The organism is Formosa sp. Hel1_31_208, from assembly GCF_900104785.1.
Taxonomy (GTDB): domain Bacteria; phylum Bacteroidota; class Bacteroidia; order Flavobacteriales; family Flavobacteriaceae; genus Psychroserpens.
In genome coordinates this window covers 1,275,906-1,301,123 of record NZ_LT629733.1, presented here as the reverse complement: position 1 = coordinate 1,301,123, position 25,218 = coordinate 1,275,906, and the positions used below count along the sequence as shown (strand labels likewise).

Sequence of the window (25,218 nt, the reverse complement as noted above, 5' to 3'; positions counted from 1 at the left end):
TAGTAGTTCATCATCAGCACGCCACATTTACCGCATACTGACAACCTCTTACTATTTTTTTATTCTTCTAATCTAATATCTAATCCTAATCCTTTCAATTCGTGCATTAATACGTTGAAAGATTCAGGTAGTCCTGGTTCTGGCATCGGCTCTCCTTTTACGATTGCTTCGTAAGTTTTAGCTCTACCAATAACATCATCAGATTTTACTGTTAAGATCTCACGTAAAGTACTTGATGCTCCATAAGCCTCAAGTGCCCATACTTCCATTTCACCAAAACGCTGACCACCAAACTGTGCTTTACCACCTAATGGTTGTTGCGTAATTAATGAGTATGGCCCTATTGAACGTGCGTGCATCTTGTCATCAATCATGTGACCTAGTTTAATCATATAAATCACACCTACCGTAGCTGGTTGATCAAAACGATCTCCTGTACCACCATCATATAAGTATGTATGACCAAATCTTGGCACACCTGCTTCGTCTGTAAACTCGTTAATTTGATCTAGAGTGGCTCCATCAAAAATAGGTGTAGCATATGTACGCCCTAATTTTTGTCCAGCCCAACCAAGAACGGTTTCATAGATTTGTCCGATGTTCATACGAGATGGTACCCCTAATGGGTTTAATACAATATCAACAGGTGTTCCATCTTCTAAGAACGGCATATCTTCTTGACGAACGATACGAGCAACAATACCTTTGTTACCGTGACGTCCTGCCATTTTATCACCAACTTTTAGTTTACGTTTTTTAGCAACATAAACCTTAGCTAATTTGATAATCCCTGCTGGTAACTCATCACCCACAGAAATGGTAAATTTCTCACGACGCAATGATCCCTGAAGGTCATTTTCTTTAATCTTATAGTTGTGAATTAAATCGGCAACTAATGTATTCAAGTGGTCGTCTGTTGTCCATGTTCCTGAAGTTAAATGTGTATAATCATCTACAGCATTTAACATTTTAAGTGTGTATTTCTTTCCTTTAGGAATGATTTCTTCACCTAAGTCATTATAAATACCTTGAGCTGTTTTACCATTTACGAGAGCAAATAATTTTTCGACTAATACTGCTTGTAAATCATCAAACTTCTGGTAGTAGATATTTTCTAGAGTTTCAATATCCTCTTTATCTTTTGCTCTTTTACGTTTGTCTTTGATTGCTCTTGAGAATAATTTTTTCTCAATCACTACACCATGCAATGAAGGTGATGCTTTTAAAGATGCATCTTTTACATCTCCAGCTTTATCACCAAAGATGGCACGTAATAATTTTTCTTCCGGCGTTGGATCAGATTCTCCTTTTGGTGTAATCTTACCAATAAGAATATCACCAGGCTTAATCTCAGCACCAATTCTAATCATACCGTTTTCATCAAGGTCTTTTGTAGCCTCTTCAGAAACGTTAGGAATATCATTCGTTAATTCTTCGTTACCTAATTTAGTATCTCTTACTTCTAATGAATACTCATCAATATGTATCGATGTAAATATATCGTCACGAACTACTTTTTCTGAAATTACAATCGCATCCTCAAAGTTGTAACCTTTCCATGGCATAAATGCCACTTTCATGTTACGACCTAATGCTAATTCGCCATTTTCAGTCGCATAGCCTTCACAAAGCACTTGACCTTTTTTAACCTTATCACCTTTCTCAACGATTGGCTTTAAGTTAATAGATGTCCCTTGATTGGTTTTTCTAAATTTCACTAACGGATATGTTTTAGTATCACTCTCAAAACTTACCATAGCGGCTTCTTCAGAACGCTCGTATTTTATTGTGATTTCATTTGCATCAACATACTCAACAGTTCCATTCCCTTCTGCATTAATTAATACTCTCGAATCTGAAGCCACTTGACGTTCTAGACCTGTTCCAACAATTGGTGCTTGTGGACGCAATAATGGCACTGCTTGACGCATCATGTTAGATCCCATCAATGCACGGTTAGCATCATCATGTTCTAAAAACGGAATCAAAGATGCCGAAATAGATGCAATCTGGTTAGGGGCAACATCTGTATAATGAACGTTAGCCGGATCAATCACTGGGAAATCTCCTTCTTGACGTGCAATAATTTTGTCTTCAAGAATTTTTCCGCTATTATCAACACGAATATTCGCTTGCGCGATTAACATATCTTCCTCTTCTTCTGCACTTAAATATATAGGAGTGTTCTTAATATCTACAACTCCATTATCTGCTTTTCTATAAGGTGTTTCAATGAATCCCATTGAATTCACTTTAGCATAAACTGATAGTGAAGAAATTAATCCAATGTTTGGTCCTTCTGGCGTTTCAATAGGACATAATCTTCCGTAGTGTGTATAATGAACATCACGAACCTCGAAACCTGCTCTTTCTCTAGATAAACCTCCAGGTCCTAAAGCCGATAGACGACGTTTGTGTGTTATCTCTGCGAGTGGATTAGTTTGATCCATAAACTGAGATAACTGGTTCGTACCAAAAAATGAATTAATCACAGAAGATAAGGTCTTCGCGTTAATTAAATCAATTGGAGTAAACACCTCGTTATCGCGAACATTCATTCGTTCACGTATCGTACGAGCCATACGAGCCAAACCAACACCAAACTGAGATGATAATTGTTCACCTACAGTACGCACACGACGGTTAGACAAGTGATCGATATCATCGATTTCAGCTTTAGAATTGATTAACTCAATTAAGTATTTAATGATAGTTATAATATCTTCTTTAGTAAGCACTTGCTTATCCATTCCAATATCTAACTGTAATTTTTTATTCATTCTGTAACGACCCACTTCACCCAAAGAGTAACGTTGGTCAGAAAAGAATAATTTGTCAATAATACCACGTGCTGTTTCCTCATCTGGCGGCTCAGCATTACGTAATTGACGGTAGATGTGTTCAACAGCTTCTTTTTCAGAGTTTGTTGGATCTTTCTGTAATGTATTATGAATAATTGCGTAATCTCCTTGTTGTGACGTTTCTTTATGTAAAAGAATAGTTTTTACTCCGGCCTCTAGGATTTCTTCAATATTATCTTTATCAATAACGGTATCACGATCTAATACAATTTCGTTACGTTCGATAGAAACTACCTCTCCAGTATCCTCATCTACGAAATCTTCATGCCATGTGTTCAATACACGGGCAGCAAGTTTACGATCGATTACTTTTTTAAGTCCAGATTTTGACACTTTAACTTCTTCAGCAAGATCAAATATCTCTAAAATATCTTTATCACGTTCAAATCCGATAGCACGGAAAAGTGTTGTAACTGGTAACTTTTTCTTTCTATCAATGTAAGCGTACATCACTTGGTTGATATCTGTCGCGAATTCAATCCAAGATCCTTTAAAAGGAATAACTCTTGCTGAATATAACTTAGTACCGTTCGCGTGGAATGATTGACTAAAGAATACACCTGGAGATCTATGCAATTGGGATACAACTACACGCTCTGCTCCATTGATACAGAAGGTTCCACTAGGAGTCATATAAGGAATCGTCCCTAAATATACGTCTTGAACAATCGTTTCAAAGTCTTCATGTTCTGGATCTGTACAATACAGTTTCAAACGCGCTTTTAAAGGCACACTGTATGTCAGTCCTCTTTCGATACATTCTTCAATTGTATAACGAGGTGGATCAATAAAATAATCCAAGAACTCTAAAACAAATTGATTACGAGTATCTGTAATTGGAAAGTTTTCCATGAAGGTGTTGTACAGTCCTTCATTTCCTCTTTGTTCTGATTTTGTCTCTAACTGGAAAAAATCCTGGAAGGATTTAATTTGAATATCCAAGAAATCTGGATACTCAGTTCTGTTGATTATGGAAGAGAAATTTAATCTTTCAGCTGTATTTGCTAACATCGATGAACGAGATTTTGATTAAAAAAAATAACGAGTTTATTTGTGCACCTTTTTTATACACAAAAGGGTTTAGGTCATTCCGACTATCTCGGAAGACCTAAACCATAATTTGTAGGTTTGTTAAGCTTACTTAAGCTCAACCTCTGCTCCTGCTTCCTCTAATTGAGATTTTAGAGCTTCAGCTTCGTCTTTAGCAACGCCTTCTTTAATAGCACTTGGTGCTTCATCCACTAAACCTTTAGCTTCTTTTAATCCTAAACCAGTTAACTCTTTAACTAATTTCACAACGGCTAGTTTAGAACCACCTGCTGCTTTAAGGATTACGTCGAATTCTGTTTGTTCTTCAGCTGCGTCTCCGCCTGCTGCTCCACCACCTGCTGCTACTGCTACTGCAGCTGCTGCTGGTTCGATACCGTATTCGTCTTTTAATATTGTAGCTAATTCATTAACTTCTTTTACTGTTAAATTAACTAATTGTTCTGCGAAATCTTTTAAATCTGCCATTTTCTATCGTTTTAATAATTTTAATAAAATATAATTTGTTTAAGTGCGTACTTATTTGATTATCCTTCTTTTTCGGATAATGTTTTGATAATACCTGCTAATGTCCCACCACCTGATTTAAGCGCTGAAATAACATTCTTAGCTGGTGATTGTAACAATCCAATGATTTCTCCAATCAACTCTTCTTTAGACTTGATATCAACGAGCATATCTAATTGGTCGTCTCCAAGGTAAACAGCTTCTTCAATAAAAGCACCTTTAAGCAAAGGCTTTTCAGATTTTTTACGGAAGGCTTTAATTACTTTAGCTGGAGCATTACCAGTTTCAGAATACATTACAGAGGTATTCCCTTTTAAAACTGTCGGAAGGTCTCCGAAATCTCTATCAGAAGCTTCCATAGCTTTAGTTAATAATGTGTTTTTAACTACATTTAATTGAACGTCTGCCTTGTAACAAGCACGACGTAAATCTGAAGTGCTACCTGCATTTAATCCAGAAATATCTGTTAAATATATATTAGCATTATCTGCTAACTGAGCAGTCAACTCTTCAATTACTTGTGATTTTTCTTCTCTTGTCATAATATTAAAGATTTAACTACTTAACTAAATTTAGGATCAATTGCGATACTAGGACTCATTGTACTAGACATAAAGATACTCTTCATGTAAATACCTTTAGATGCTGTTGGTTTCAACTTGTTTAAAGTAGTTAACAATTCAAGTGCATTATCCTGTAATTTATCAGCACTAAAAGATGCTTTACCTATAGGAGCATGTACTATTCCTGTTTTATCTACTTTAAAATCGATTTTACCAGCTTTTACTTCAGCTACTGCTTTAGCAACATCCATAGTAACCGTTCCAGTCTTTGGGTTTGGCATAAGACCTCTTGGCCCTAACACTCTACCTAATGGTCCTAACTTACCCATAATAGCCGGCATTGTGACAATAACGTCAACATCTGTCCAACCACCTTTGATTTTTTCTAGGTACTCATCTAATCCTACGTAATCTGCTCCTGCCGCTTTAGCTTCCTCTTCTTTATCTGGAGTCACTAATGCAAGAACTTTCATGTCTTTACCCGTTCCGTGAGGAAGAGAAACTACTCCTCTCACCATTTGATTTGCTTTACGAGGATCAACTCCAAGTCTTACAGCTAAATCAACTGAGGCATCAAATTTTGTATACGTAATTTCTTTTAATAATGCCGAAGCCTCTTCAAGAGAATATAATTTATTCTTCTCTACTTTAGCTTTCGCCTCTTTTTGTTTTTTTGTAATTGCCATTTCGAAAAATTTTTAGTTAGGTGCTTCACCACCTTTAACTGTGATTCCCATTGATCTTGCAGTTCCTGCAACCATCTTCATTGCAGAGCCGATATTAAATGCATTCAAATCTTGCATTTTGTCTTCTGCGATAGCTTTCACTTGATCCCAAGTTACTTTTGCTACTTTCTTTCTGTTCGGTTCACCAGATCCTTTTTTTACTTTGGCCGCTTCCAATAATTGTACCGCAGCTGGAGGAGTTTTAATAACAAAGTCGAACGACTTGTCTTTGTAAACTGAAATCACAACTGGAAGAACTTTACCAGGTTTATCCTGAGTTCTAGCGTTGAATTGTTTACAAAATTCCATAATATTAACTCCAGCAGCTCCTAAAGCGGGTCCAACCGGTGGCGACGGATTCGCAGCACCTCCCCGAACTTGTAATTTAACTACTTTACCTAATTCTTTTGCCATTTTGAAAATTTTAGTTTTGTGTATCTTTTATTGTGGAAGCAAAAAAGATATACTTTCTATATGTGTAACAATTATTATACTTTATCAACTTGCATATAACTTAACTCTAATGGTGTTTTTCTTCCGAAAATTTTAACCATTACTTCAAGCTTACGCTTTTCTTCATTTATTTTTTCGACAGTTCCATCAAATCCATTGAAAGGCCCATCGATAACTTTTACAGTTTCTCCAATAGTGAAAGGAATTGCAACGTTAGAATCTGCATCAACAGCTAATTCATCAACTTTACCTAACATTCTATTAACTTCAGATTGTCTCAACGGCACGGGATCTCCCCCTTTTGTTTCTCCTAAAAAACCAATTACATTAGTAATAGATTTAATAATATGAGGAATCTCACCACTTAAATTTGCCTGAATCATAATATAACCCGGAAAATAAACTTTTTCTTTGTTTATCTTTTTCCCATTACGAATCTGGATAACTTTCTCTGTAGGAACGAGCACCTGATCCACAAAATCTTCTAAACCTAATCTTGAAATTTCATTCTCGATATAAGCTTTGATTTTGTTTTCTTGGCCACTTACAGCTCTAACAACGTACCACTTTTTATTTACATTAGTCTCAGACATTCTTTTTAATATGTTTTAGTTACATTAAGTTAAAGTAAGCCTTAATTACTTTACTAAAAACAGTATCAACGCCCCAAACAGCTAATGAAAAAATGATCGAAAATACAGCTACTAATATGGTTAAACTTTGCGCCTCCGCCCAAGCAGGCCATGAGACGTTATTTTTTAACTCACCAAAAGATTCTTTTATATAATTAACTATTCCTGCCATTTGATTTTGTATTTGCACGGGTTGAGAGACTCGAACTCCCGACACCTGGTTTTGGAGACCAGTGCTCTACCAACTGAGCTAAACCCGTAAATATAAATCAAGGCGTTCCGACAAATCGGAACACCTTAATTAATATTTATATAATAAATATTTAGTCTAAAATTTCAGTAACCTGTCCTGCACCTACTGTTCTACCACCTTCACGGATTGCGAAACGTAAACCAACGTTCATTGCAATTGTTTGAATTAAATCAACAGTGATTGTAAGGTTATCTCCAGGCATTACCATTTCAACTCCATCAGGAAGCGCAATGTTTCCAGTTACATCAGTTGTACGTACGTAGAACTGTGGACGATAGTTATTATGAAATGGAGTGTGACGTCCACCTTCTTCTTTTTTAAGGATATAAACCTCAGCTTTAAATTTAGCGTGTGGTGTAACAGATCCTGGCTTAGTAATTACCATACCTCTAGAGATTTGAGATTTCTCAATACCTCTTAATAAGATACCTGCATTATCTCCAGCCTCTCCTCTATCAAGGATTTGACGGAACATTTCAATACCAGTAATCGTAGATGTCAATTTCTCAGCACCCATACCAATGATCTCAACTGGATCACCTGTATTAGCAACACCAGTTTCGATACGACCTGTAGCAACAGTTCCACGACCAGTAATTGAGAATACATCTTCAATTGGCATTAAGAAAGGCTTATCCATATCACGAACCGGTTCTTCGATCCAGGTATCAACAGCTTCCATTAACTCCATTACTGTATCTACCCATTTTTGCTCACCATTAAGTGCTCCTAAGGCAGAACCAGCAATTACAGGACCATTATCTCCATCATACTCATAGAATGATAATAAATCTCTGATTTCCATTTCTACTAATTCTAATAATTCCTCGTCATCAACCATATCCACTTTATTCATGAATACAACCATACGTGGAATACCTACCTGACGACCTAAAAGGATATGCTCACGAGTTTGTGGCATTGGACCATCTGTAGCAGCTACAACTAAAATTGCACCATCCATTTGAGCAGCACCAGTAACCATGTTCTTTACGTAATCCGCGTGACCTGGACAGTCAACGTGAGCGTAATGACGATTCGCTGTTGCATATTCAACGTGTGATGTGTTAATAGTGATACCTCTTTCTTTTTCTTCTGGTGCGTTATCAATTTGATCAAATGATCTTGCCTCAGATAAACCTGCATCAGCTAATACTTTAGTAATAGCAGCAGTTAAAGTTGTTTTACCGTGATCTACGTGTCCAATAGTACCTATGTTAAGGTGTGGTTTTGAACGATCGAAAGTTGCCTTTGCCATGTTTAATTTATTTAATCTTAATTATTATTTAGTGTTCAATTTAATTTTCAATTTAAAAAAGAGCCAATGACGAGATTTGAACTCGTGACCTCTTCCTTACCAAGGAAACGCTCTACCCCTGAGCTACACCGGCTTTAAAGGTTATTTTCTAAATAGAAACGTTTACCAATAATTAAATCAATTTTTATTGATTTAATTAGAGCGAGAGACCGGGTTCGAACCGGCGACATTCAGCTTGGAAGGCTGACGCTCTACCAACTGAGCTACTCTCGCATTTTATAACTGCTTTACCAGTTAAAGGTTATCAATATGTCAAAATGTTGTTGTTTTTTAATTCAAGCATTTGAAAACAACTTCAAATTTCGTGGGGAGAGCAGGATTCGAACCTGCGAAGACGTAGTCAGCAGATTTACAGTCTGCCCTCGTTGGCCGCTTGAGTATCTCCCCAATAATTTCATAATTTCAATTTTTTAAAACCACTTTAAATTAGCTTTAAAAAGAGCCGATGGAGGGACTCGAACCCACGACCTGCTGATTACAAATCAGCTGCTCTAGCCAGCTGAGCTACATCGGCTTTTTATTACTTTTTTCTCGTCAAATTTCAACCACAAAAAAGCCCGCTATTTCTAACGGACTGCAAATGTAAAGATTTATTTATTTATTCAAAACATTTTTTGGAAAATTTTACTAGATATGTGTTCTTAATTTTTGTTTTCGCTTTTTTAGTTGCCTTTCTAATGACGAAACTGCCGCATCTGTGCCTTCTTCAAAAGATTTACACTGCTTTTTAACTATTAAGCTATCTCCTGGTACTTTTAATGTTGCTTCAAAAATTTTATTTTCTTTATCGCTAGTATTTTCAACTTTTAAATAGACATCAGCCTGAATGATCTTATCATAAAACAAATCTAACTTATCCATTCGCTTTTGAATGAAATCAATTAATTTTCTGTCTGCATTGAAATTTACCGATTGCGTGTTTACCTTCATAATCGTTCTTTTATTGGTTAGACAATATTATTTTTTACTTCTCGGGTGTGCATCTGTATACACTTTCTTTAATTCAGCTATACTATTATGTGTATAGACTTGGGTCGCTGCTAAACTTGAATGACCAAGAAGCTCTTTTACAGCATTTAGGTTTGCTCCTTGATTTAGCAAATGAGTTGCAAATGAATGCCTTAATATATGCGGACTCCTTTTTACCTTTGAGGATACCATACTAAAGTAGTCATTTATAATTCTGTACACAAGAGTTTCATAAACTTTAACCCCTTTTTTGGTTAAAAACAAGTAAGTATCATCGCTTACAATTACGAGTTCATTTCGTACTTTCATATAGGACTTTATGGTATCGATTACTGAATCCAATAACGGGATATACCGTTCCTTATTTCGTTTACCTAATACCTTTAAGCTTTTATTAGCAAAATCAACATCTGAACATTTTAAGTTCACCAATTCAATACGCCGTATTCCTGTGGCATAAAAAAGCTCTATAATTAATCGGTTTCGCAATCCTTCAAAATCATTGGCTGAATGCACAGCATCCATGACAGCCTTCATTTCAGCTTCAGAAAATGGGACTTGAATCTTTTTGTTAACTTTGAGTGCCTTATGCTTATTCAAGGGGTTAACTTCAATAGCTTTAATTTTTAATAGAAATCTATAATACGTATTTAATGAAGAAATTTTTCGATTTATAGTTCTATTGGTAATGCCACTTTCTACAAGAGCGACAATCCAGTTTCGAATTTGATTATAATGAACCTCATTTATTGAATCGGAGTTAAATTCTGAAATGGCAAATATTTGAAACTCTTCTAAATCATTAAGGTAGGCTTTAAGAGTGAGCTTAGAATAATTTTTTTCTAGCAACAGATAATCAGAAAATGCTTTAAAAGCCATAGGAATTTTATTGTCATCAAGTCTCGATTTAAAAATACAATCTTTTATTGATTTTTTTTGGTAATGCTCAAAAAAAAAATCCTGCTAGAATAGCAGGATTTATATCTTATAAAAAAACGTTTTATACAGTTTCTTGATCTCGGAGACCCTGAACGTATTGTGCTTTTTGAACTTGAGCTCTACGTGCAATTGAAGGTTTTGTATACTGTTTACGTTCTTGCAACTGATTCTTAATCGTTGTCTTTACAAACTTTCGCTTGAAACGTTTTAGCGCTCTATCTATATTTTCTCCTTCTTTTACTGGAATTATTAACATAGTTCTTAACCTCCTCTCTTTTAGAATTTTTCAGGCTGCAAATATAAAAACTAAATTAAAATCTCCAACAATAAATTTTGTTTTTATTTAGTCCTTATATAAGGACGCTCGTGTACTTAAATCTTCAATAAGTTTTTCATCTTCCTCACTTTCTAAAAGTACATTGTAATTTTTCCAAAACTCTTTGTTATACGGTTTTTGAGAAAAGATATCCATATTCCAATCTTGTAATAGCGCAGTTTTTATCACTTCTTTATCTAAAATGATTTCAGAAAATAAAATTTCTTGGATGGTGTAATAGTAACGTTCTTCCTTATTGTAACGTGCTTTGTCTTCATCACTCACCTTCTCATCTGCTTTAAATCCAACATTAACTAATTTAGGCGTTTCGTAATAGATGTAATTTGGATACATTTTATCTTCATACTCGATATAAGTCATCACCAGTTTATGATTCACCTGTGTATCAAATAATCGTTTGCTCCGTACTTTTTGCGCATCCGAAGCAGCCACAAGTTCATACTCTATTTTTTTAATCGCATAATTATCATAATAGATGTACAACCAGCCATTGGCAACATAACCTTCATTAAATATACCTTTAGTTCCGAGGCCAACAAAATCGGTACTATCTGTTATTTTAATCTTGTAAATTTTTCGATCATTATCCACTAGTATTGTGTCTAATTCAAAATGATGTTTATCTAAAATATCATCCCCAAATAATGCTTTTGAATCCTTAGAATTTCGGAGTAAATTCAATTTTCCTTGAAAAATATTTTGCAAGCCATTAACGCGATTATCATTCCATTTAATCGCTTTAACCAATTGCGATGTTTTCAGTTTAGTTCTATCTACGTCTTTTGGCTTCAATCGGTTTCGTCTTGAATTTTGGTTATTATAAGACACATAAGAAAAAATACTATCCACATCTCTCAAGTCATAACTCTTTCGCATTTCATCGACATTAATTTTTAAATGTTCTGAACTTTTGGTAGTATAACCAGAATCATATACGGTAATAGCGCTTTCAATGAGCCATTTAAACTCCACTTTATTACGCTCTTTATGTCTTAAAAACCCTTTTTGTATATAGGCTGAATCTGGTAAATTAACGCTTAATTTTTCAATCGCTTTAAGCACAATGTCATTACCTGTTTTTGGACGAGTTTCTGCGATTAATAAAATTTCATCTAACGAGGCCACATCTTCTTCTAGATAAACTTCTGATGTGTTATCAAATTCACTTACAGGTATTTTAAAGGTCTTATAACCAATAGATGAAATGATTAAGGTGTCTTTTGAAAACTCTGATGGGACTTGAAGTAAAAAGCGTCCATCTGCATTACTAACCGTACCAATTGTCGTATTCTTGACATAGATACTTGCGCTTTCTATTGGAATTAATGTTCCAAAATCAACAATTTTATTTTTTACTTCAGTTTGTGAAAATCCAATAATTGTGGATAGCAGCAGTGCTAAAGCAAGGGATTTCTTCATGTTGTGTATCACCATACTAAATGTTCTTATTAATAATTCGGAACAGTTTGGCTTGCTGGTCTTCCGAAGTTTATTATGTTGCCGGTTTATAATCCTTGTTATCAATTACCATTTTTGCGATAATCTCTCGCAAGATTTCAGAGGTTCCTCCGCCTATTGGCCCCAATCTACTATCACGCAATAATCTTGCCATAGGATATTCTTCCATGTAACCATAGCCTCCTAAAAATTGTAAACATTGATAAATCACTTCATCAGCCATTTTAGTAGAACGCAGCTTAGAGATTGTGGCTTCTTTAACAACATACTCACCTTTGTCTAAACGATTAGCGATGGCATAATTAAATTCTTTACACATGAGCATATCTGCGTAGCAATCGGCAAACGTATGACGTAAGGCTTGAAATTTATTGATTGATTTTCCAAAAGCCTGTCTTTCACTCATGTAATTTCTTGCATAGTCTAAAGCGTATTCTGCTCTTGCGTGGGCATTAATTCCCATAATTAATCGTTCTAATGCAAAATGTTGCATAATATATGGAAATCCTTGATTCTCCTCTCCCATTAAATTGGAGGCTGGAATAGTCACATTATCAAATGCTATTTCTCCAGTATCAGAGGCGCGCCATCCTAATTTATCTAATTTGGTCGCTGATACACCAGGTATATCACGATCCATGATAAAAATGCTAATCCCTTTGTTTCCAAGTTCTGGATTTGTTTTCGCTGCGACAACTAAATAATCGCTAAACACTCCATTGGTAATAAACGTTTTTGACCCGTTAATTATATAGCTATCCCCTTTTTTTACAGCTGTAGTTCGCATTCCTGCAACATCACTTCCCCCAAAAGGTTCGGTAATACAAAGACAACCTATTTTCTCACCTGTGATACTTGGTGCTAGATATTTTTCTTTCAGATCATGATCACCTTCTTTATTAACATGTGTCATTGCTAAATAAGCATGTGCCCATATTGCAGCTGCAAATCCGCCAGAATCAATTTTCTGAAGTTCTTCAAGAAGGATGACTGTATAAAACAAGTCGAGATTCATACCTCCATAAGCTTCTGGATACGCTAATCCAAAGAATCCCATTTCTCCAAATTTCTCCCATATGAAACGTTCTATATGACCTGTTTCCTCCCACTTATCAATATGCGGAACGACCTCTTTTTGCAAAAAATCTTTTAAACTTTGTCTGAATAATTCATGTTCTTCGGTGAAGTACATACTCGTCATAACCTTCTTTTTTTATTGTTCTTTATTCGAAGGTCAAATATAACGCAATTATCTCACTTTTTTTAACGGGAAAATCTTTAACTTTTGTTAATTCCTCAAATGATTTAAACCCTTCTCGAAGTGTGCGTTGTTCAATGATATTATGAGCAATCTCGTAATCAATATATTTAATACTCACCAACTGGTCAATCGTTGCCGAATTAATATTAATTTTAGTGATAGTTTTACCTGACTTGACGGTAAATTCGGCCAACACACGTGTTATTACCTCAGGCGAAAGTCCGTAAACCTCCTGTAATTGAACATCTGCTGCAAACCCGCCAGAACGCGCTCGATAATTCACAATACGTTCTGATAACGTCTCACCAATACCGTTAACGCGCTGTAATTGAGTTGCTGTAGCTGTATTAAGATCATTTTTCTGCTCATATTTTTTAGGTATTGACTCCGTTGCATATTGAGACCTGTAATTTGGCTTAGGATTAGTTACCCATTCAGGAAACTTAAAATAAGGTGCTATTTGTTCTAAGAGTGAATCAGATATTTGAGTTACACTCTGAAATTCTTTGGCTGAATTCACCCACTTGTTAGTTTTTCTATAGTCATGCAACCTATCTATTTCCGAAGCTGACAATCCTAAGGTATACCCTTTATAGTCGGTTATATAATTTGGATTAAAAGGATATATTTTAGGCAGGTTATCCAGTCGTTTCAGAACGCTTAAAGAATCGACCTCTGCTTCAAATTGTGCCAATGCCTTTTGATTTACATTATAATTTTCGGAAGAAAAGTCTACAAAATAATACACACTTTGCAGAACTATAATGACGACAATCAATAAAAAAATCCCACCTCGTTGTTGTTTTGTAAACATAAAGTGGGATTTAAATTTTATCATAACTAAATTTATTCTTTTTTCGTCTTTATTGCTTTGAGATACCTATTCAGTTCTGCTTTTACTTTTGGTGCTAGAATCACTAGACCAATCATATTTGGTACCATCATAGCAAAAATCATAGCATCGGAAAAGCCGATGACTGAACCAAGACTTGCAGCGGCACCAACGATGACAAACAAACAGAAAATCACCTTATAAGTGTATTCCATTTTCTTTGAACGACCAAATAGGTAAGACCATCCTTGGAAACCATAATAAGACCAAGATATCATAGAACTAAATGCAAACAAGACTACAGCAACGGTTAATACGTATGGGAACCATGAGATCGCTGATTCAAAGGCACCAGAGGTTAACAATATCGCTTCTGCATCATTTAAAGAGGCATTAGCCGCAGTAACATTTCCTGTTATAATCAATACCAAAGCAGTCATAGTACATACTAAAACTGTATCAATGAACGGTTCTAATAAGGCTACCATACCTTCACTTGCCGCATATTTTGTTTTCACAGCTGAATGTGCTATCGATGCCGAACCAATACCAGCTTCATTTGAGAAAGCAGCACGTCTAAATCCTTGAACTAATACACCAACAGCTCCACCTGCAACACCTTCAGGACTAAAAGCTCCATTAAATATTTGTGCGAAAGCATCACCTATCATATCATAGTTGGCGAAAATCACAAATAATGAGGCCGTCACATATATCACGACCATAAAGGGCACGATTTTATCGGTTACTTTCGCGATAGATTTAATTCCTCCAATGATCACAATACCAACTAGAATTGCCATGACTAAACCGAAGGCCAATCCATAACCATGAAGAAAGGATTCTGTTCCACCAGTAATATTTTCCACTAATTGAAAGGCTTGATTAACTTGGAACATGTTCCCACCACCAAAAGATCCACCGATCACAAAAATGGCAAAAAGCACCGCTAGAACTTTACCTAGACCTTCAAGACCTTTTGACTTTAAACCTTTAGTTAAGTAATACATCGGGCCTCCATAAACGGTTCCATCTTCATTGATATCTCTATATTTTACACCAAGGGTGCATTCTACAAATTTAGAAGCCATACCAAGAAGACCAGCAATAATCATCCAGAAGGTAGCTCCTGCACCACCAATAGATACGGCTATTGCAACACCTGCAATATTTCCCAAACCTACAGTCGCCGATAAAGCTGCTGTTAATGCCTGAAAATGTGATACCTCTCCATCATGTCCCTCTATAGCAATGGTTTCAATAGCATCTCCTCCAGGAGTAGAATCACCAGCCATCACCATGGATTCATGATGATCAATTTCATCATATTTTCCTCTAACAATGTTTATTGAGGTAAAAAAGCCTCTAAAAGTGATAAACTTAAAGTAAAATGTAAAATAGGTTGCTCCGATAATTAACGGAAACAATACCCAGAATACTTTCACATCTCCACCAAAATCTATTTGATAAAAAATAAAGTTGACAAACCAACCTGTTGCATCTCCAAAAGCCTTATCAATCTTTTCGTCGAGACCGACTTCAGTGGCCTCTTGAGCAAAGGTGATTAATGGTAAAATAATCGTAAACATTGAAAGAAGATATTTCTTCATAAGTGAATTATTTATATTAGTTAGTTTTTTTTAATTAGCGCACAAGATGCTAAAAAAAAATCACTTTTTAAAGCACAGCTTGTTAAAATGAACTTAAGGCTATACGATGTCGTAAAGTGAATTTAATTTCTCAATTTGCTCTGGGCGTCCTAATACAATTATTTTCGAATTGGGTTTTAATTGCATATCTGCACCTGGATTAACGATATACTCACCAATTTCATTTTTGTATCCAATAACATTACAACCTGTTTTTTTTCTCAGATCTAAATGCCTAAGCGTTTCAATTTTTTCAGTTGTAAATAGTTTCTCAATAGCTACTTCTTCAATATTAACATTGCCTTTACCAATAATTGATAGGTTATCAATGAACTCAATTAAATCAGGCACAACCACCAATGACGCCATATGATCACCTCCAATTCTATCTGGTAAAATAACATTGTTAGCGCCAGCAAGTTTTAATTTTTTGTATGAAGTTTCCTGGGAAGCTCTGCTAATTATGTTCATATTCGCATTGATTTGTCGCGCAGACAAGACAACGAACAAATTATCAGCATCATTAGGCAAGGCCGAGATTAAAGTACTGGCTCTTTCAATTCCAGCTTGATACAGGATTTCATCTTCGTTAGCATTACCTAAAATAAATGGCACTAATTCACTTTGAAATTTATCAATGGTTTCTTTATTTTTTTCAATAACCACAAAGGGCTTCTTATACGCTAAAAGTTTCTGCGCAGCTTGCTTTCCATTTCTTCCATAACCACATATAATAATGTGATTTTTTAGGCTGTCTATTTTCTTTTGCATCTTTCTTTGTTTTAATTCTTCAAAATCATTCTTGCTCAAAATGTATTCAGTAATTACTTTAATAGCGTATCCTAAGATTACAACACTAGTTAAAATTAAAAATATTGTAAATATTTTTGATTTGTCATCTAAAGGATGTACTTCTCCAAAACCAACTGTAGTTACCGTAATTACAGTCATGTACAAGGAATCGACCCAAGAATAGTCAGACATAAATCGAAAACCAAAGACTCCTATCATTAAAAGCACTATCAACAATATGACTGCTATATATATTTTTTCGCGAAATAATTTAATTAGTGGATTCATAATGGATTAAAGATCAAAAACAGAAGAGCGTTTAGTATACATAATATCTTTAATTCGAATCCAAAAGGCCATGAATAAATACAGGGCAAAGCCAAACCCTAAAGTCACAAAAGTAAGGTACATAAAAGATGTACGTACCACTTTTGCTCGTATGCCTAAACGATCAGCTACACGCTGGCAGACATAATAGCCGCGTTTTTGAAAGTACAATAGAATTTCATAAAACCATTTCATACTGCAAGTTAAAATTTATTTATTTAAAAGCGTATTACCTATCACACATTTTAAACACTTATTTTTATCACAATAGTTTGTTTTGAGTTGAATTAAAGCTTGTGAATGCATTGCAGAATCTGAATAAACCCCTAAACGATCAAATCCTTTTATGATACTATTCTTTTCTGAATGGATTGCACTAATAATTTTTATGAGATTTTCATGATTGACGTCTCCTTTTTGTTTGGCGTAATAAAATTTTAAAGGTAAAATCGTATTTATTAATAAAAGGTCAATAAACGGAGTTGTCAAATATTTATGAGACGCTTTTGATTCTTTATCAAAAGAATAATGTGTCTTCCAAAACATTGAAGCAGATACTTTAAACAGCTCGTAAAACTCTGAAAGCTCCTCTATCAATATGACTTTTGAAAACAAATTAGGTTCTTTATAATACAAATTAGCCAGCTGTGATAAGCGTATAGTAGGGAAGTTTGGTGGTCGTAACCTAAAAAAGCGGGATGTTTCGACACCTTGATTATTTAACTGAAATTTTTGCTTTAGGAATCTATAGTCCTTTTGAAGTTTTTTATAATAGGGATTTATCTTTTCTTTTTCCAACACTCCAGATTGACCTAAAAGTAAAGCTTCTAATAATTGGGAATCGGATTGCACTTTTCTTACTATAGAAAACTCAAAAGATTGAGCCATACTTAAGAATGCTTCACTATTGACTTTAAGTCCGAAATTTTTCGCCAGTAACCGAAATAACACAGCCTCCCAATCTTGTTTGGTTGTAATCAGGAATACATCTATAGTATTCGATTTCTGCTCTAACCGTTCAAAATATAAACGCTCTAACCAATGTTTCAATGCAAATTCAGGAACCTCAGCAATTCCATAGTCACAATTAATCCATTGCTCGTGTTTGGAAAATAATCGATAATAAGCAACGAGTAGATCTTTACAAATATAGTTTTTAAGTTCTAAGGTAGGAATCACGGAATTATCTTTTCTAAAAATATCAGTATCGTGATCATAAACAACATGTAAAATAACATTATCATAAGCCGCATCCATTTCATGATTATGATGATACCAGTCACTAGATCTGATATGTATTTCGATATTTCCAGCCCAAACCTGTTCTCCAATACGCAACAGGCCATTGAAAAAATCTGGACCGCTATTCAGATTGTGATATCCTGCAGATAGTATATCCAATGGTTCCTGCTGCGTGGTTGTGATATGGAGAACATCAAACTTTTTATATAACCAAATGTAATGTAGAAAATCTTCTATCATATACAAATATAGTAAATTTTCTACATAAAGCTCTAAAGCAAATTAAAGTATTATTTTTGGGTATTGGAAAAACATATTACCATGAGTGTATCTGCCCATTTAGCTAAACATATTAGAGCTGTCCATTTTGGAGGAAATTGGACCAGCATCAACTTAAAAGACCTCTTGTTTGACGTCACTTGGCAGGAGGCCACTACTAAAGTGCAAAACTTAAATACCATACTGGCACTTACTTACCATGTAAGTTATTATGTGACTGGTGTTTTAGAAGTATTTCAAAACAGACCATTAGAAATAAGAGATAAGTTTAGTTACAACCATCCAAGCATATCTTCTGGTGCGGATTGGCGGCACATGTTGGATACTATTTATAAAAATGCTGAAACCTTGGCACAACATATTGAAGCGATTCCTGAATCTCAAATCTGGGAGGATTTTGTAGATGCCAAATACGGCAATTATTTTAGTAATATCAATGGAATTATTGAGCATACACATTATCATTTAGGCCAAATCGCAGTCATTAAGAAGCTTCTAAGAACAAACAACAGCTAAAAAAGTCAAAGATGTAATAGCTGAAATACAAGATATATTGAAGAAGGTTTTGAAAAGGAGATTAGAGCGACTCAAAGACTAAATATAAATTCAATTAAAGTTTAAAGCACGTCAAACAAAAAATTAAATCTTTTTATGGCTATTATAAAAACTCCCGATACTGAAGCACTCTAAAATCAAAGGTGTTGAAACTGGGGTTCTTGGCATTGAGTTGCTGGTAAAGTGGCTGTCGGCTGATAGATATATTTGCAGCTCCTGAACTAGACGTTAAGGAAACAGTTTTGATTATTCGATCTTCCACAGAAAACTTATGAACCCTTGGCACCTCATTAGAGACCAATTCTAAACTAAGTTTATACGTTTTTAAATGTCTTCTAAAGAAATATTCTGGACCGTTTTTACTATTCCCCCCTGTGAATAATAAGGTATCAATGTTTGGGAAACGTTTTAAATATCCTATAATATCTCTTAAAATTATATTGGTCATCCCTAAATCTGAGGCGTCTATCTTTTTGCGCACTGCAGATTCTACAATATCACAAACTCCAATCTTGTGCTGTTTTAAAAAATCTTTACGTTGGCATATAGCATCTTTGGAATTATCGTAGCGTAAACCCAATTGGTGAATCTCGTCAATGTATAGCCATAACGAGTTATAATAACTACCATAGCAAAAATCGACATCTTTCGCAAGTAAATCTCCTGTACTAAATCGTGGAGGTGGCATAGTACCTACAATGAGTTTGGTGGTATTACTTTGAATAAATGGCCGATATGGATGTTCATGTAAAAACAATCACATCGTTTTTAATAGCTCTTCAACCTCTCTTATAGTAGCTCTGTATTTCTTTCTATTGACAGGTGTCATGTACTGTGATTCGGTGTAGATTTCATTGAGAAGGTCCTTCGCGGCTTCAAATCTATTCTGACTTATTAAAAATTGAGCCAACACTAAGCGTTCATCATAGTTAGAATACCGCTGATCTATCGCCTGTAAATGTGGTTCTGCTTCTTCAGTTTTGCCTAATTTAACTAAAGACAATCCATAAAAAAACTGCACTTTCGAACCTTTAAAATCGGGTCGAGTTTTTACCTTTTCCGCGTATGAAATAACCTTTTTATAATCATCATTAAAGTAATATGCCTTTATTAACTGAAATATGACATGTAAATCATCATGAAAATCTTTGGCAATAGCTGCTTCATAATGCATAATAGCACTGGTAAAGTCTTTGATATCATAAAAAGCGTCAGCCAAATTGACTCTGTTCTGAAAAGTTTGAGAAAATTCTAAAGTTTGCTCGAGATCTCTAACTTTTTTCGTCGGATTAATAATTGTTGTGAGCTCCTCCTGTATTTTTACGACATCACGCTTATTATACACTTGCGTAATGAGGTAAACAATACAACCTATCAATGGCAAGAAAATAATAAGAAAGATCCAATAATAGGTATTTCCGTTTTTAATTAAATGGTATATACAATATACTTGCAACGCAATAATAAAATAATAGGCCATGTGTTAAATTAAGATTAAAGGCTAAAAATACTAAAGTAAAGTCTCAATTATTCATTAAATTAAGCATAATCAAGAAATGACAATGACATGGGAAAAGGCGATAAAAAATCAAAACGAGGAAAAATAAATCGAGGGTCTTATGGCGTAAGACGACCACGTATCAAAAAACGACCTAAAACTGAAGACAAGATCAATCCCAATTTAAAGAAGTGATTATCTGGTAAACACTAATTCTTTATCTGTTGATAACGCTTCTGTGTATCGGTAGTTTTCAGCATCAAACCCTTTAATATCTTCAATAGTCTTAGCATTGGTATCAATGATATATCTTGTCATTAAACCTCTTGCGAGTTTAGAGAAGATGCCTATAGTTTTGTATTGACCGTTTTTAAGTTCTTGAAACTTCACATTAATCACAGGTACTTTCAAGGCTTTAGTATCGATGGCCTTAAAATATTCATTACTCGCTAAATTAAGAAAGAGCTCATCATCTTCTAATTCATCATTTAAAGATTGAGTCACTTGCTTTTTCCAGAACTCGTACAAGTTTTTGTTTTTACCTACCGGAAATTTCGTACCCATTTCTAATCGGTAAGGCTGGATCAAATCTAAAGGTTTTAATATTCCATATAATCCAGAAATGATACGAACGGTATTTTGGAGTATCTCCAATTTCTTAGTATCGATAGAATAGGCATCTAAACCTCTATATACATCGCCGCTAAAGGCATAGACTGCAGGCCTTGCATTTTCTTGATTAAAAGGCAAACTCCATTCTTGATTGCGCTCATAGTTTAATTGACCTAAATTATTAGAAATATGCATGAGCTTCGATAAGCTTTTAGCCGATTTCTTTTTTAGTAATTTATTTAAACGATCTGCCTCATTTAAAAAACAAGCTTCACTGTTTTTAGTTGTTGGAATTTTGCTATCGTAGTCTAAAGATTTTGCCGGTGATAATACGAGTTTCATCTATCGAAATATTTTATTTCAAATTTACAACACTCATAGGGACTTGTCAAATAAACGATTTCAAATATTTCTATATCGCCATAACTAAAAGTAATGGGGCGTCGTGGTTTTAGCTAAAATTGGAATTCCTTACAAAAATATACTAGTGAATGATTGCTATTCACCAATGAATTAGAAGTCAGAAATGTGGGAGTAAACCTTAACCTTTGTAATACCTAGAAGACGATAACAAATAATAACATCAATACCTATTTTGTATGAGTCGCATAATGTCGCCACTTTTCAATGCACTGCTGCATATCCTCGGGTATTGGCGTATCAAAACTCATAAATTCTCCAGTCTTAGGATGCTCAAAGCCTAGCGTTTTGGCGTGAAGGGCTTGTCTTGGTAGGATCTTAAAACAATTCTCAACAAACTGCTTGTATTTGGTGAAAGTAGTTCCTTTTAAGATGCGCTCACCTCCATAACGTTCGTCATTAAATAAGGTGTGACCAATATGCTTCATATGCACGCGAATTTGATGTGTACGACCTGTTTCTAATTTGCAGGATACCAAGGTCACATAACCCAAACGTTCTATTACTTTGTAATGTGTTATTGCAGGTTTACCTTTATCTTCATCATCGCCCTCAAATACGGTGTTTTGCAGTCTGTTTTTAGGATGCCTCCCGATGTGCCCTTCAACAGTACCTTCATCTTCGGTCATATTTCCCCAAACAATAGCAACGTATTCACGCTCACTTGTTTTATTAAAAAATTGCTTAGATAAATGTGTCATCGCATGTTCGGTCTTTGCCACCACTAATAAACCACTCGTATCTTTATCGATACGATGCACTAATCCTGGACGTTCACTAGAGTTATTAGGTAAGTTCTCAAAATGATAAATTAAGGCATTTATCAATGTTCCTGAATAATTACCATGACCAGGGTGCACAACCATACCTGCCGATTTATTGATAACTAATAACTCCTCATCTTCATACACAATATCTAAAGGGATATCTTCAGGTGTCAACAAATACTCATAAGGAGGGTGTTCAAATAATACGCGAATCTTATCAAAAGGTTTAACCTTATAATTTTGTTTTACTGGAATATCATTCACATAAATACTTCCATCTTTTGCAGCTGCTTGAATCTTATTACGTGTCGCATTTTCAATGAAATTCATTAAGTATTTATCAATACGTAAAGGGGTTTGACCTTTATCCACAACAAATGAATGATGCTCGAACAACTCATCGTCATTCTGGTCTGTGGTAGTGGTATCTGTAGTCATGATTTAATTCGATGAACCTCGTTTTCCGTTTCCTAAAACAACATCTATTTTTGAGGTTAATGGAAGTAGCTCTCCGGCTTCTAAAGTTTTACCTTTAAACTTGATGGCGATCACCTCGTCCTTACCTATGTCGTTAACGTATGTCACATTTCCAACTTCAAACCCTAAGGTCTCCAAAGTTGGTTTGGCTTGTCTAAAGGTACGTCTTACAATATTTGGAATTGCTACTTTGCGATATCCTGACGGATTTAAAGTTAAGTATATTTTTCGTTGTTCTTTCACTTGAGCGCCAGCCCTTGGATATTGCTCAATCACAGAAAATTTCGGGTATTTAGGATTATAATTTGCTGAATCTTGAATCTCCATCACCAAATCATTATCATTGAGTTCAATTTCAACAGTACCCAAAGTTTTTCCTTTTAAATCTGGAACGGTGATGAACTCGTCATGATTGGTTGTGCTTTTAAGCCAAAGAGATGTCAAAAACACAATGACAATAAGAGCAACCACAGCGAGTGCTAGTTGCATAAAAAACGTTTTACTCTTTAGAAACTGAATGAGACTCATGTCATAAATTTACTTAGCAACAAATATATAAAAACGAAAGCGTTTTTATTATGGGTTTATTTGGTATTTTAGCTTAACTCAATAATAAAGAGTTTTATTGTTTAAATTCAATTCTGAAGTTCTGATCAAGATTCAGCATCTATAAATTCAGTATCAATGAAAAAAAATATTGCCATCATTATGGGAGGGTATTCTAGCGAGTTTGAAATCTCTCTTAAAAGCGGACAAGTGGTTTACGACATACTTTCAAAGTTAAACTACAATGCCTATCGTATCCATATTCTTAAAAACAAATGGGTATGCGTTAATGATTCCAATGAAGAATTCCCAATAGATAAAAATGATTTTTCTATGGTGATCGCTCAGCGTAAAATAGTATTTGATTGCGTCTTTAATGCCATTCACGGGTCTCCAGGGGAGGATGGTATTATGCAGGGATATTTTGAATTACTGGGTATTCCTCATACCAGTAGCGACATGTACCAAGCCGCTCTTACTTTTAACAAACGAGATTGTTTAAGTGTTCTAAAACCTTATGGTATTAAAACTGCTACTTCTTATTATATTAATTTAGGAGACCCTATTGATGAAGCGGCTATTATCAACAAGGTAGGCTTACCATGTTTTGTGAAAGCGAATAGAGCAGGAAGTAGTTTTGGGATTACTAAAGTGTATGAAAAAGAAGATTTACAGAATGCATTAGCCGTAGCTTTCAAGGAAGATGACGAAGTTATTATTGAGGCATATCTCGATGGAACTGAAGTTTCAGTGGGTGTCATTAACTATAAAGGCACAGTAACCGTATTACCACTAACTGAAATCGTTTCAGATAACGATTTCTTTGATTATCAGGCTAAATATATGGGGCAATCACAAGAGATTACACCAGCGCGCATTAGTGCTACCGATGCCGAAAAAGTAAGCGCATTGGCTAAGAAAGTCTATGACGTGTTACGTCTTAAAGGCTTTAGTAGAAGTGAATATATTTTTAAAGATGGAGAACCACATTTATTGGAGGTGAACACGGTTCCAGGATTAACGGCTGCGAGCATCTTGCCTCAACAAGCAGCACAAGCAGGTATTAGCATGAGTGATTTATTTGAGAACGCCATAGCGTTAGCACTCAAATAAATATAATTATCTTTGAACAATAAGTCTTGTATTATATGAAACGTGCAATTTTTCCAGGATCATTTGATCCCATAACATTAGGTCACTACGATATTATTAAACGTAGCATCACATTATTTGATGACGTTGTTGTTGCTATTGGCATTAATGCTGAGAAATCGTATATGTTTTCTCTTGAAGAACGCAAGCATTTCATTGAAGAGGCATTTAAAGATGAACCAAAAGTGAGCGTCGTAACCTACGAAGGTTTAACCATAGATTTCTGCAAACAAATAAATGCTCAGTTTATACTCCGTGGACTAAGAAATCCTGCAGATTTTGAATTTGAAAAAGCCATCGCACATACGAACAGAAAACTTTCTAAAATAGAAACGGTCTTTTTGCTTACTGCTGCAAACACCTCTTACATTTCTTCATCAATAGTGAGAGATGTGATTAGAAATAATGGAGACTACACCAAGTTAGTTCCAAACAGTGTAAGGCTTAAATAAGATTATTCTTTCTTGTTTTTTTAACTTAAAGTATAGACTTTATTGATGTAGCCACTTCATTATAAAGCACAAAAAAAGCATCAGAATAAATAGGTCTTTTTGGGACAACAATTTTAACTGACGCTTTTTTATAAAAATTGATTAATAGCAGGACCAATATATAACTAATTGATTCTGTTGTAGGATTTTTTCGATAAGAAGCAATTAAAAAAGATTAAGCGCAAAAGAGAAAATATTTTCTAATAACTACATCCTCAACTATTCTATATTGCTATTATGACTCTATGCAGACAAA

The 25,218-nt window shown here is 34.9% G+C and carries 27 protein-coding genes and 5 tRNA genes; 4 read left to right on the top strand and 28 right to left on the bottom strand.

The window, feature by feature from the left end:
• Positions 1–59: 59 nt before the first annotated feature.
• From rpoB to BLT57_RS05645, 23 genes are all read right to left on the bottom strand, one after another.
• Entirely contained in the window at positions 60–3,872 is a 3,813-nt protein-coding gene (gene rpoB, locus BLT57_RS05755; RefSeq protein ID WP_091423467.1) for a DNA-directed RNA polymerase subunit beta, read from the bottom strand.
• A 126-nt stretch (positions 3,873–3,998) separates the two neighbouring features.
• Positions 3,999–4,376 carry a 50S ribosomal protein L7/L12 gene (rplL, locus tag BLT57_RS05750; RefSeq protein ID WP_091423465.1) on the bottom strand — a complete coding sequence of 126 codons (378 nt, stop codon included), beginning with the start codon at positions 4,374–4,376 and terminating at the stop codon, positions 3,999–4,001.
• Between the two features lie 59 nt (positions 4,377–4,435).
• The gene (gene rplJ / locus BLT57_RS05745) at positions 4,436–4,957 is read right to left on the bottom strand and encodes a 50S ribosomal protein L10 (protein WP_091423463.1); all 522 of its coding nucleotides are present in this window, start codon (positions 4,955–4,957) and stop codon (positions 4,436–4,438) included.
• A gap of 20 nt (positions 4,958–4,977) precedes the next feature.
• On the bottom strand, positions 4,978–5,664 hold the full coding sequence (gene rplA / locus BLT57_RS05740) for a 50S ribosomal protein L1 (RefSeq protein ID WP_091423462.1): 687 nt from the start codon (positions 5,662–5,664) through the stop codon (positions 4,978–4,980).
• A 12-nt stretch (positions 5,665–5,676) separates the two neighbouring features.
• Positions 5,677–6,117, bottom strand: a complete 441-nt coding sequence (gene rplK / locus BLT57_RS05735) for a 50S ribosomal protein L11 (RefSeq protein ID WP_091423460.1) — start codon at positions 6,115–6,117, stop codon at positions 5,677–5,679.
• Between the two features lie 74 nt (positions 6,118–6,191).
• Complete coding sequence (gene nusG / locus BLT57_RS05730) at positions 6,192–6,749, bottom strand: transcription termination/antitermination protein NusG (RefSeq protein WP_091423459.1); 558 nt, start codon at positions 6,747–6,749, stop codon at positions 6,192–6,194.
• Between the two features lie 19 nt (positions 6,750–6,768).
• Positions 6,769–6,960, bottom strand: coding sequence for a preprotein translocase subunit SecE (secE, locus tag BLT57_RS05725; RefSeq protein WP_091426683.1), 192 nt, complete (start codon positions 6,958–6,960; stop codon positions 6,769–6,771).
• 15 nt (positions 6,961–6,975) lie between these two features.
• Positions 6,976–7,048 (bottom strand) — tRNA-Trp (locus BLT57_RS05720).
• Between the two features lie 63 nt (positions 7,049–7,111).
• A complete protein-coding gene (tuf, locus tag BLT57_RS05715) occupies positions 7,112–8,299 on the bottom strand; it encodes an elongation factor Tu (RefSeq protein WP_091423457.1) in 1,188 nt (395 codons plus the stop codon).
• 61 nt (positions 8,300–8,360) lie between these two features.
• Positions 8,361–8,432: transfer RNA gene (locus tag BLT57_RS05710), tRNA-Thr, on the bottom strand.
• A gap of 67 nt (positions 8,433–8,499) precedes the next feature.
• Positions 8,500–8,572: transfer RNA gene (locus tag BLT57_RS05705), tRNA-Gly, on the bottom strand.
• 92 nt (positions 8,573–8,664) lie between these two features.
• Positions 8,665–8,746 (bottom strand) — tRNA-Tyr (locus tag BLT57_RS05700).
• 53 nt (positions 8,747–8,799) lie between these two features.
• Positions 8,800–8,873, bottom strand: a tRNA-Thr gene (locus BLT57_RS05695).
• Between the two features lie 113 nt (positions 8,874–8,986).
• A complete protein-coding gene (gene hpf, locus BLT57_RS05690; RefSeq protein WP_091423454.1) occupies positions 8,987–9,289 on the bottom strand; it encodes a ribosome hibernation-promoting factor, HPF/YfiA family in 303 nt (100 codons plus the stop codon).
• A gap of 27 nt (positions 9,290–9,316) precedes the next feature.
• Positions 9,317–10,207: a tyrosine-type recombinase/integrase gene (locus BLT57_RS05685; RefSeq protein ID WP_091423452.1), complete on the bottom strand. Its 891-nt coding sequence runs from the start codon at positions 10,205–10,207 to the stop codon at positions 9,317–9,319.
• Between the two features lie 121 nt (positions 10,208–10,328).
• A complete protein-coding gene (rpsU, locus tag BLT57_RS05680) occupies positions 10,329–10,523 on the bottom strand; it encodes a 30S ribosomal protein S21 (protein WP_091423450.1) in 195 nt (64 codons plus the stop codon).
• Positions 10,524–10,610: 87 nt separating this feature from the next.
• Positions 10,611–12,023, bottom strand: a complete 1,413-nt coding sequence (locus tag BLT57_RS05675; protein WP_231928773.1) for a carboxypeptidase-like regulatory domain-containing protein — start codon at positions 12,021–12,023, stop codon at positions 10,611–10,613.
• A 73-nt stretch (positions 12,024–12,096) separates the two neighbouring features.
• Entirely contained in the window at positions 12,097–13,263 is a 1,167-nt protein-coding gene (locus BLT57_RS05670; protein ID WP_091423444.1) for an acyl-CoA dehydrogenase family protein, read from the bottom strand.
• Positions 13,264–13,285: 22 nt separating this feature from the next.
• Positions 13,286–14,137 (bottom strand): helix-hairpin-helix domain-containing protein, encoded by an 852-nt coding sequence (locus BLT57_RS05665; protein ID WP_231928772.1) that lies wholly within the window; start codon positions 14,135–14,137, stop codon positions 13,286–13,288.
• 32 nt (positions 14,138–14,169) lie between these two features.
• On the bottom strand, positions 14,170–15,765 hold the full coding sequence (locus tag BLT57_RS05660) for a sodium:alanine symporter family protein (RefSeq protein WP_091423441.1): 1,596 nt from the start codon (positions 15,763–15,765) through the stop codon (positions 14,170–14,172).
• A 99-nt stretch (positions 15,766–15,864) separates the two neighbouring features.
• The gene (locus tag BLT57_RS05655) at positions 15,865–16,884 is read right to left on the bottom strand and encodes a TrkA family potassium uptake protein (RefSeq protein ID WP_091423439.1); all 1,020 of its coding nucleotides are present in this window, start codon (positions 16,882–16,884) and stop codon (positions 15,865–15,867) included.
• 6 nt (positions 16,885–16,890) lie between these two features.
• Positions 16,891–17,118, bottom strand: a complete 228-nt coding sequence (locus BLT57_RS05650; RefSeq protein WP_091423437.1) for a PspC domain-containing protein — start codon at positions 17,116–17,118, stop codon at positions 16,891–16,893.
• A 15-nt stretch (positions 17,119–17,133) separates the two neighbouring features.
• Positions 17,134–18,405, bottom strand: coding sequence for a DUF2851 family protein (locus BLT57_RS05645; RefSeq protein ID WP_091423435.1), 1,272 nt, complete (start codon positions 18,403–18,405; stop codon positions 17,134–17,136).
• 81 nt (positions 18,406–18,486) lie between these two features.
• Here BLT57_RS05645 and BLT57_RS05640 point away from each other — a divergent pair, with 81 nt between their 5' ends.
• A complete protein-coding gene (locus BLT57_RS05640) occupies positions 18,487–18,960 on the top strand; it encodes a DUF1572 domain-containing protein (RefSeq protein WP_091423433.1) in 474 nt (157 codons plus the stop codon).
• Between the two features lie 142 nt (positions 18,961–19,102).
• Here BLT57_RS05640 and BLT57_RS05635 read toward each other — a convergent pair whose 3' ends face one another.
• A complete protein-coding gene (locus tag BLT57_RS05635) occupies positions 19,103–19,756 on the bottom strand; it encodes a uracil-DNA glycosylase family protein (protein WP_091423432.1) in 654 nt (217 codons plus the stop codon).
• Positions 19,757–20,479 (bottom strand): tetratricopeptide repeat protein, encoded by a 723-nt coding sequence (locus BLT57_RS05630; RefSeq protein ID WP_091423430.1) that lies wholly within the window; start codon positions 20,477–20,479, stop codon positions 19,757–19,759.
• An 87-nt stretch (positions 20,480–20,566) separates the two neighbouring features.
• Here BLT57_RS05630 and BLT57_RS05625 point away from each other — a divergent pair, with 87 nt between their 5' ends.
• On the top strand, positions 20,567–20,692 hold the full coding sequence (locus tag BLT57_RS05625; protein WP_091423428.1) for a 30S ribosomal protein THX: 126 nt from the start codon (positions 20,567–20,569) through the stop codon (positions 20,690–20,692).
• On the opposite strand, the gene yaaA is transcribed toward BLT57_RS05625, so the two are convergent.
• The 3 genes from yaaA to BLT57_RS05610 form a co-directional block, all read right to left on the bottom strand.
• A complete protein-coding gene (gene yaaA / locus BLT57_RS05620) occupies positions 20,693–21,451 on the bottom strand; it encodes a peroxide stress protein YaaA (RefSeq protein ID WP_091423427.1) in 759 nt (252 codons plus the stop codon).
• Positions 21,452–21,699: 248 nt separating this feature from the next.
• The gene (locus BLT57_RS05615) at positions 21,700–22,734 is read right to left on the bottom strand and encodes an RluA family pseudouridine synthase (protein ID WP_091423425.1); all 1,035 of its coding nucleotides are present in this window, start codon (positions 22,732–22,734) and stop codon (positions 21,700–21,702) included.
• A gap of 3 nt (positions 22,735–22,737) precedes the next feature.
• Positions 22,738–23,262: a PASTA domain-containing protein gene (locus BLT57_RS05610; protein ID WP_369825401.1), complete on the bottom strand. Its 525-nt coding sequence runs from the start codon at positions 23,260–23,262 to the stop codon at positions 22,738–22,740.
• A 195-nt stretch (positions 23,263–23,457) separates the two neighbouring features.
• Between BLT57_RS05610 and BLT57_RS05605 the strand changes: the two genes are divergently transcribed.
• Complete coding sequence (locus BLT57_RS05605; protein ID WP_091423422.1) at positions 23,458–24,432, top strand: D-alanine--D-alanine ligase; 975 nt, start codon at positions 23,458–23,460, stop codon at positions 24,430–24,432.
• Positions 24,433–24,467: 35 nt separating this feature from the next.
• Positions 24,468–24,923, top strand: a complete 456-nt coding sequence (coaD, locus tag BLT57_RS05600) for a pantetheine-phosphate adenylyltransferase (protein ID WP_091423420.1) — start codon at positions 24,468–24,470, stop codon at positions 24,921–24,923.
• The last annotated feature ends 295 nt before the right edge of the window (positions 24,924–25,218 follow it).

Excerpts from the sequence above, each read along its gene's own strand:
- rplJ (WP_091423463.1), bottom strand. The coding sequence starts at position 4,957 with ATGACAAGAGAAGAAAAATCACAAGTAATTGAAGAGTTGACTGCTCAG.
- coaD (WP_091423420.1), top strand. The coding sequence starts at position 24,468 with ATGAAACGTGCAATTTTTCCAGGATCATTTGATCCCATAACATTAGGT.
- rpsU (WP_091423450.1), bottom strand. The coding sequence starts at position 10,523 with ATGTTAATAATTCCAGTAAAAGAAGGAGAAAATATAGATAGAGCGCTA.
- BLT57_RS05655 (WP_091423439.1), bottom strand. The coding sequence starts at position 16,884 with ATGAATCCACTAATTAAATTATTTCGCGAAAAAATATATATAGCAGTC.
- yaaA (WP_091423427.1), bottom strand. The coding sequence starts at position 21,451 with ATGAAACTCGTATTATCACCGGCAAAATCTTTAGACTACGATAGCAAA.
- tuf (WP_091423457.1), bottom strand. The coding sequence starts at position 8,299 with ATGGCAAAGGCAACTTTCGATCGTTCAAAACCACACCTTAACATAGGT.
- rplK (WP_091423460.1), bottom strand. The coding sequence starts at position 6,117 with ATGGCAAAAGAATTAGGTAAAGTAGTTAAATTACAAGTTCGGGGAGGT.
- rplL (WP_091423465.1), bottom strand. The coding sequence starts at position 4,376 with ATGGCAGATTTAAAAGATTTCGCAGAACAATTAGTTAATTTAACAGTA.
- rplA (WP_091423462.1), bottom strand. The coding sequence starts at position 5,664 with ATGGCAATTACAAAAAAACAAAAAGAGGCGAAAGCTAAAGTAGAGAAG.
- BLT57_RS05625 (WP_091423428.1), top strand. The coding sequence starts at position 20,567 with ATGGGAAAAGGCGATAAAAAATCAAAACGAGGAAAAATAAATCGAGGG.
- BLT57_RS05665 (WP_231928772.1), bottom strand. The coding sequence starts at position 14,137 with ATGTTTACAAAACAACAACGAGGTGGGATTTTTTTATTGATTGTCGTC.
- BLT57_RS05645 (WP_091423435.1), bottom strand. The coding sequence starts at position 18,405 with ATGATAGAAGATTTTCTACATTACATTTGGTTATATAAAAAGTTTGAT.
- BLT57_RS05615 (WP_091423425.1), bottom strand. The coding sequence starts at position 22,734 with ATGACTACAGATACCACTACCACAGACCAGAATGACGATGAGTTGTTC.
- BLT57_RS05610 (WP_369825401.1), bottom strand. The coding sequence starts at position 23,262 with ATGCAACTAGCACTCGCTGTGGTTGCTCTTATTGTCATTGTGTTTTTG.
- BLT57_RS05605 (WP_091423422.1), top strand. The coding sequence starts at position 23,458 with ATGAAAAAAAATATTGCCATCATTATGGGAGGGTATTCTAGCGAGTTT.
- BLT57_RS05675 (WP_231928773.1), bottom strand. The coding sequence starts at position 12,023 with ATGAAGAAATCCCTTGCTTTAGCACTGCTGCTATCCACAATTATTGGA.
- BLT57_RS05670 (WP_091423444.1), bottom strand. The coding sequence starts at position 13,263 with ATGACGAGTATGTACTTCACCGAAGAACATGAATTATTCAGACAAAGT.
- BLT57_RS05640 (WP_091423433.1), top strand. The coding sequence starts at position 18,487 with ATGAGTGTATCTGCCCATTTAGCTAAACATATTAGAGCTGTCCATTTT.
- BLT57_RS05650 (WP_091423437.1), bottom strand. The coding sequence starts at position 17,118 with ATGAAATGGTTTTATGAAATTCTATTGTACTTTCAAAAACGCGGCTAT.
- rpoB (WP_091423467.1), bottom strand. The coding sequence starts at position 3,872 with ATGTTAGCAAATACAGCTGAAAGATTAAATTTCTCTTCCATAATCAAC.
- secE (WP_091426683.1), bottom strand. The coding sequence starts at position 6,960 with ATGGCAGGAATAGTTAATTATATAAAAGAATCTTTTGGTGAGTTAAAA.
- nusG (WP_091423459.1), bottom strand. The coding sequence starts at position 6,749 with ATGTCTGAGACTAATGTAAATAAAAAGTGGTACGTTGTTAGAGCTGTA.
- BLT57_RS05630 (WP_091423430.1), bottom strand. The coding sequence starts at position 20,479 with ATGGCCTATTATTTTATTATTGCGTTGCAAGTATATTGTATATACCAT.
- BLT57_RS05660 (WP_091423441.1), bottom strand. The coding sequence starts at position 15,765 with ATGAAGAAATATCTTCTTTCAATGTTTACGATTATTTTACCATTAATC.
- hpf (WP_091423454.1), bottom strand. The coding sequence starts at position 9,289 with ATGAAGGTAAACACGCAATCGGTAAATTTCAATGCAGACAGAAAATTA.
- BLT57_RS05685 (WP_091423452.1), bottom strand. The coding sequence starts at position 10,207 with ATGGCTTTTAAAGCATTTTCTGATTATCTGTTGCTAGAAAAAAATTAT.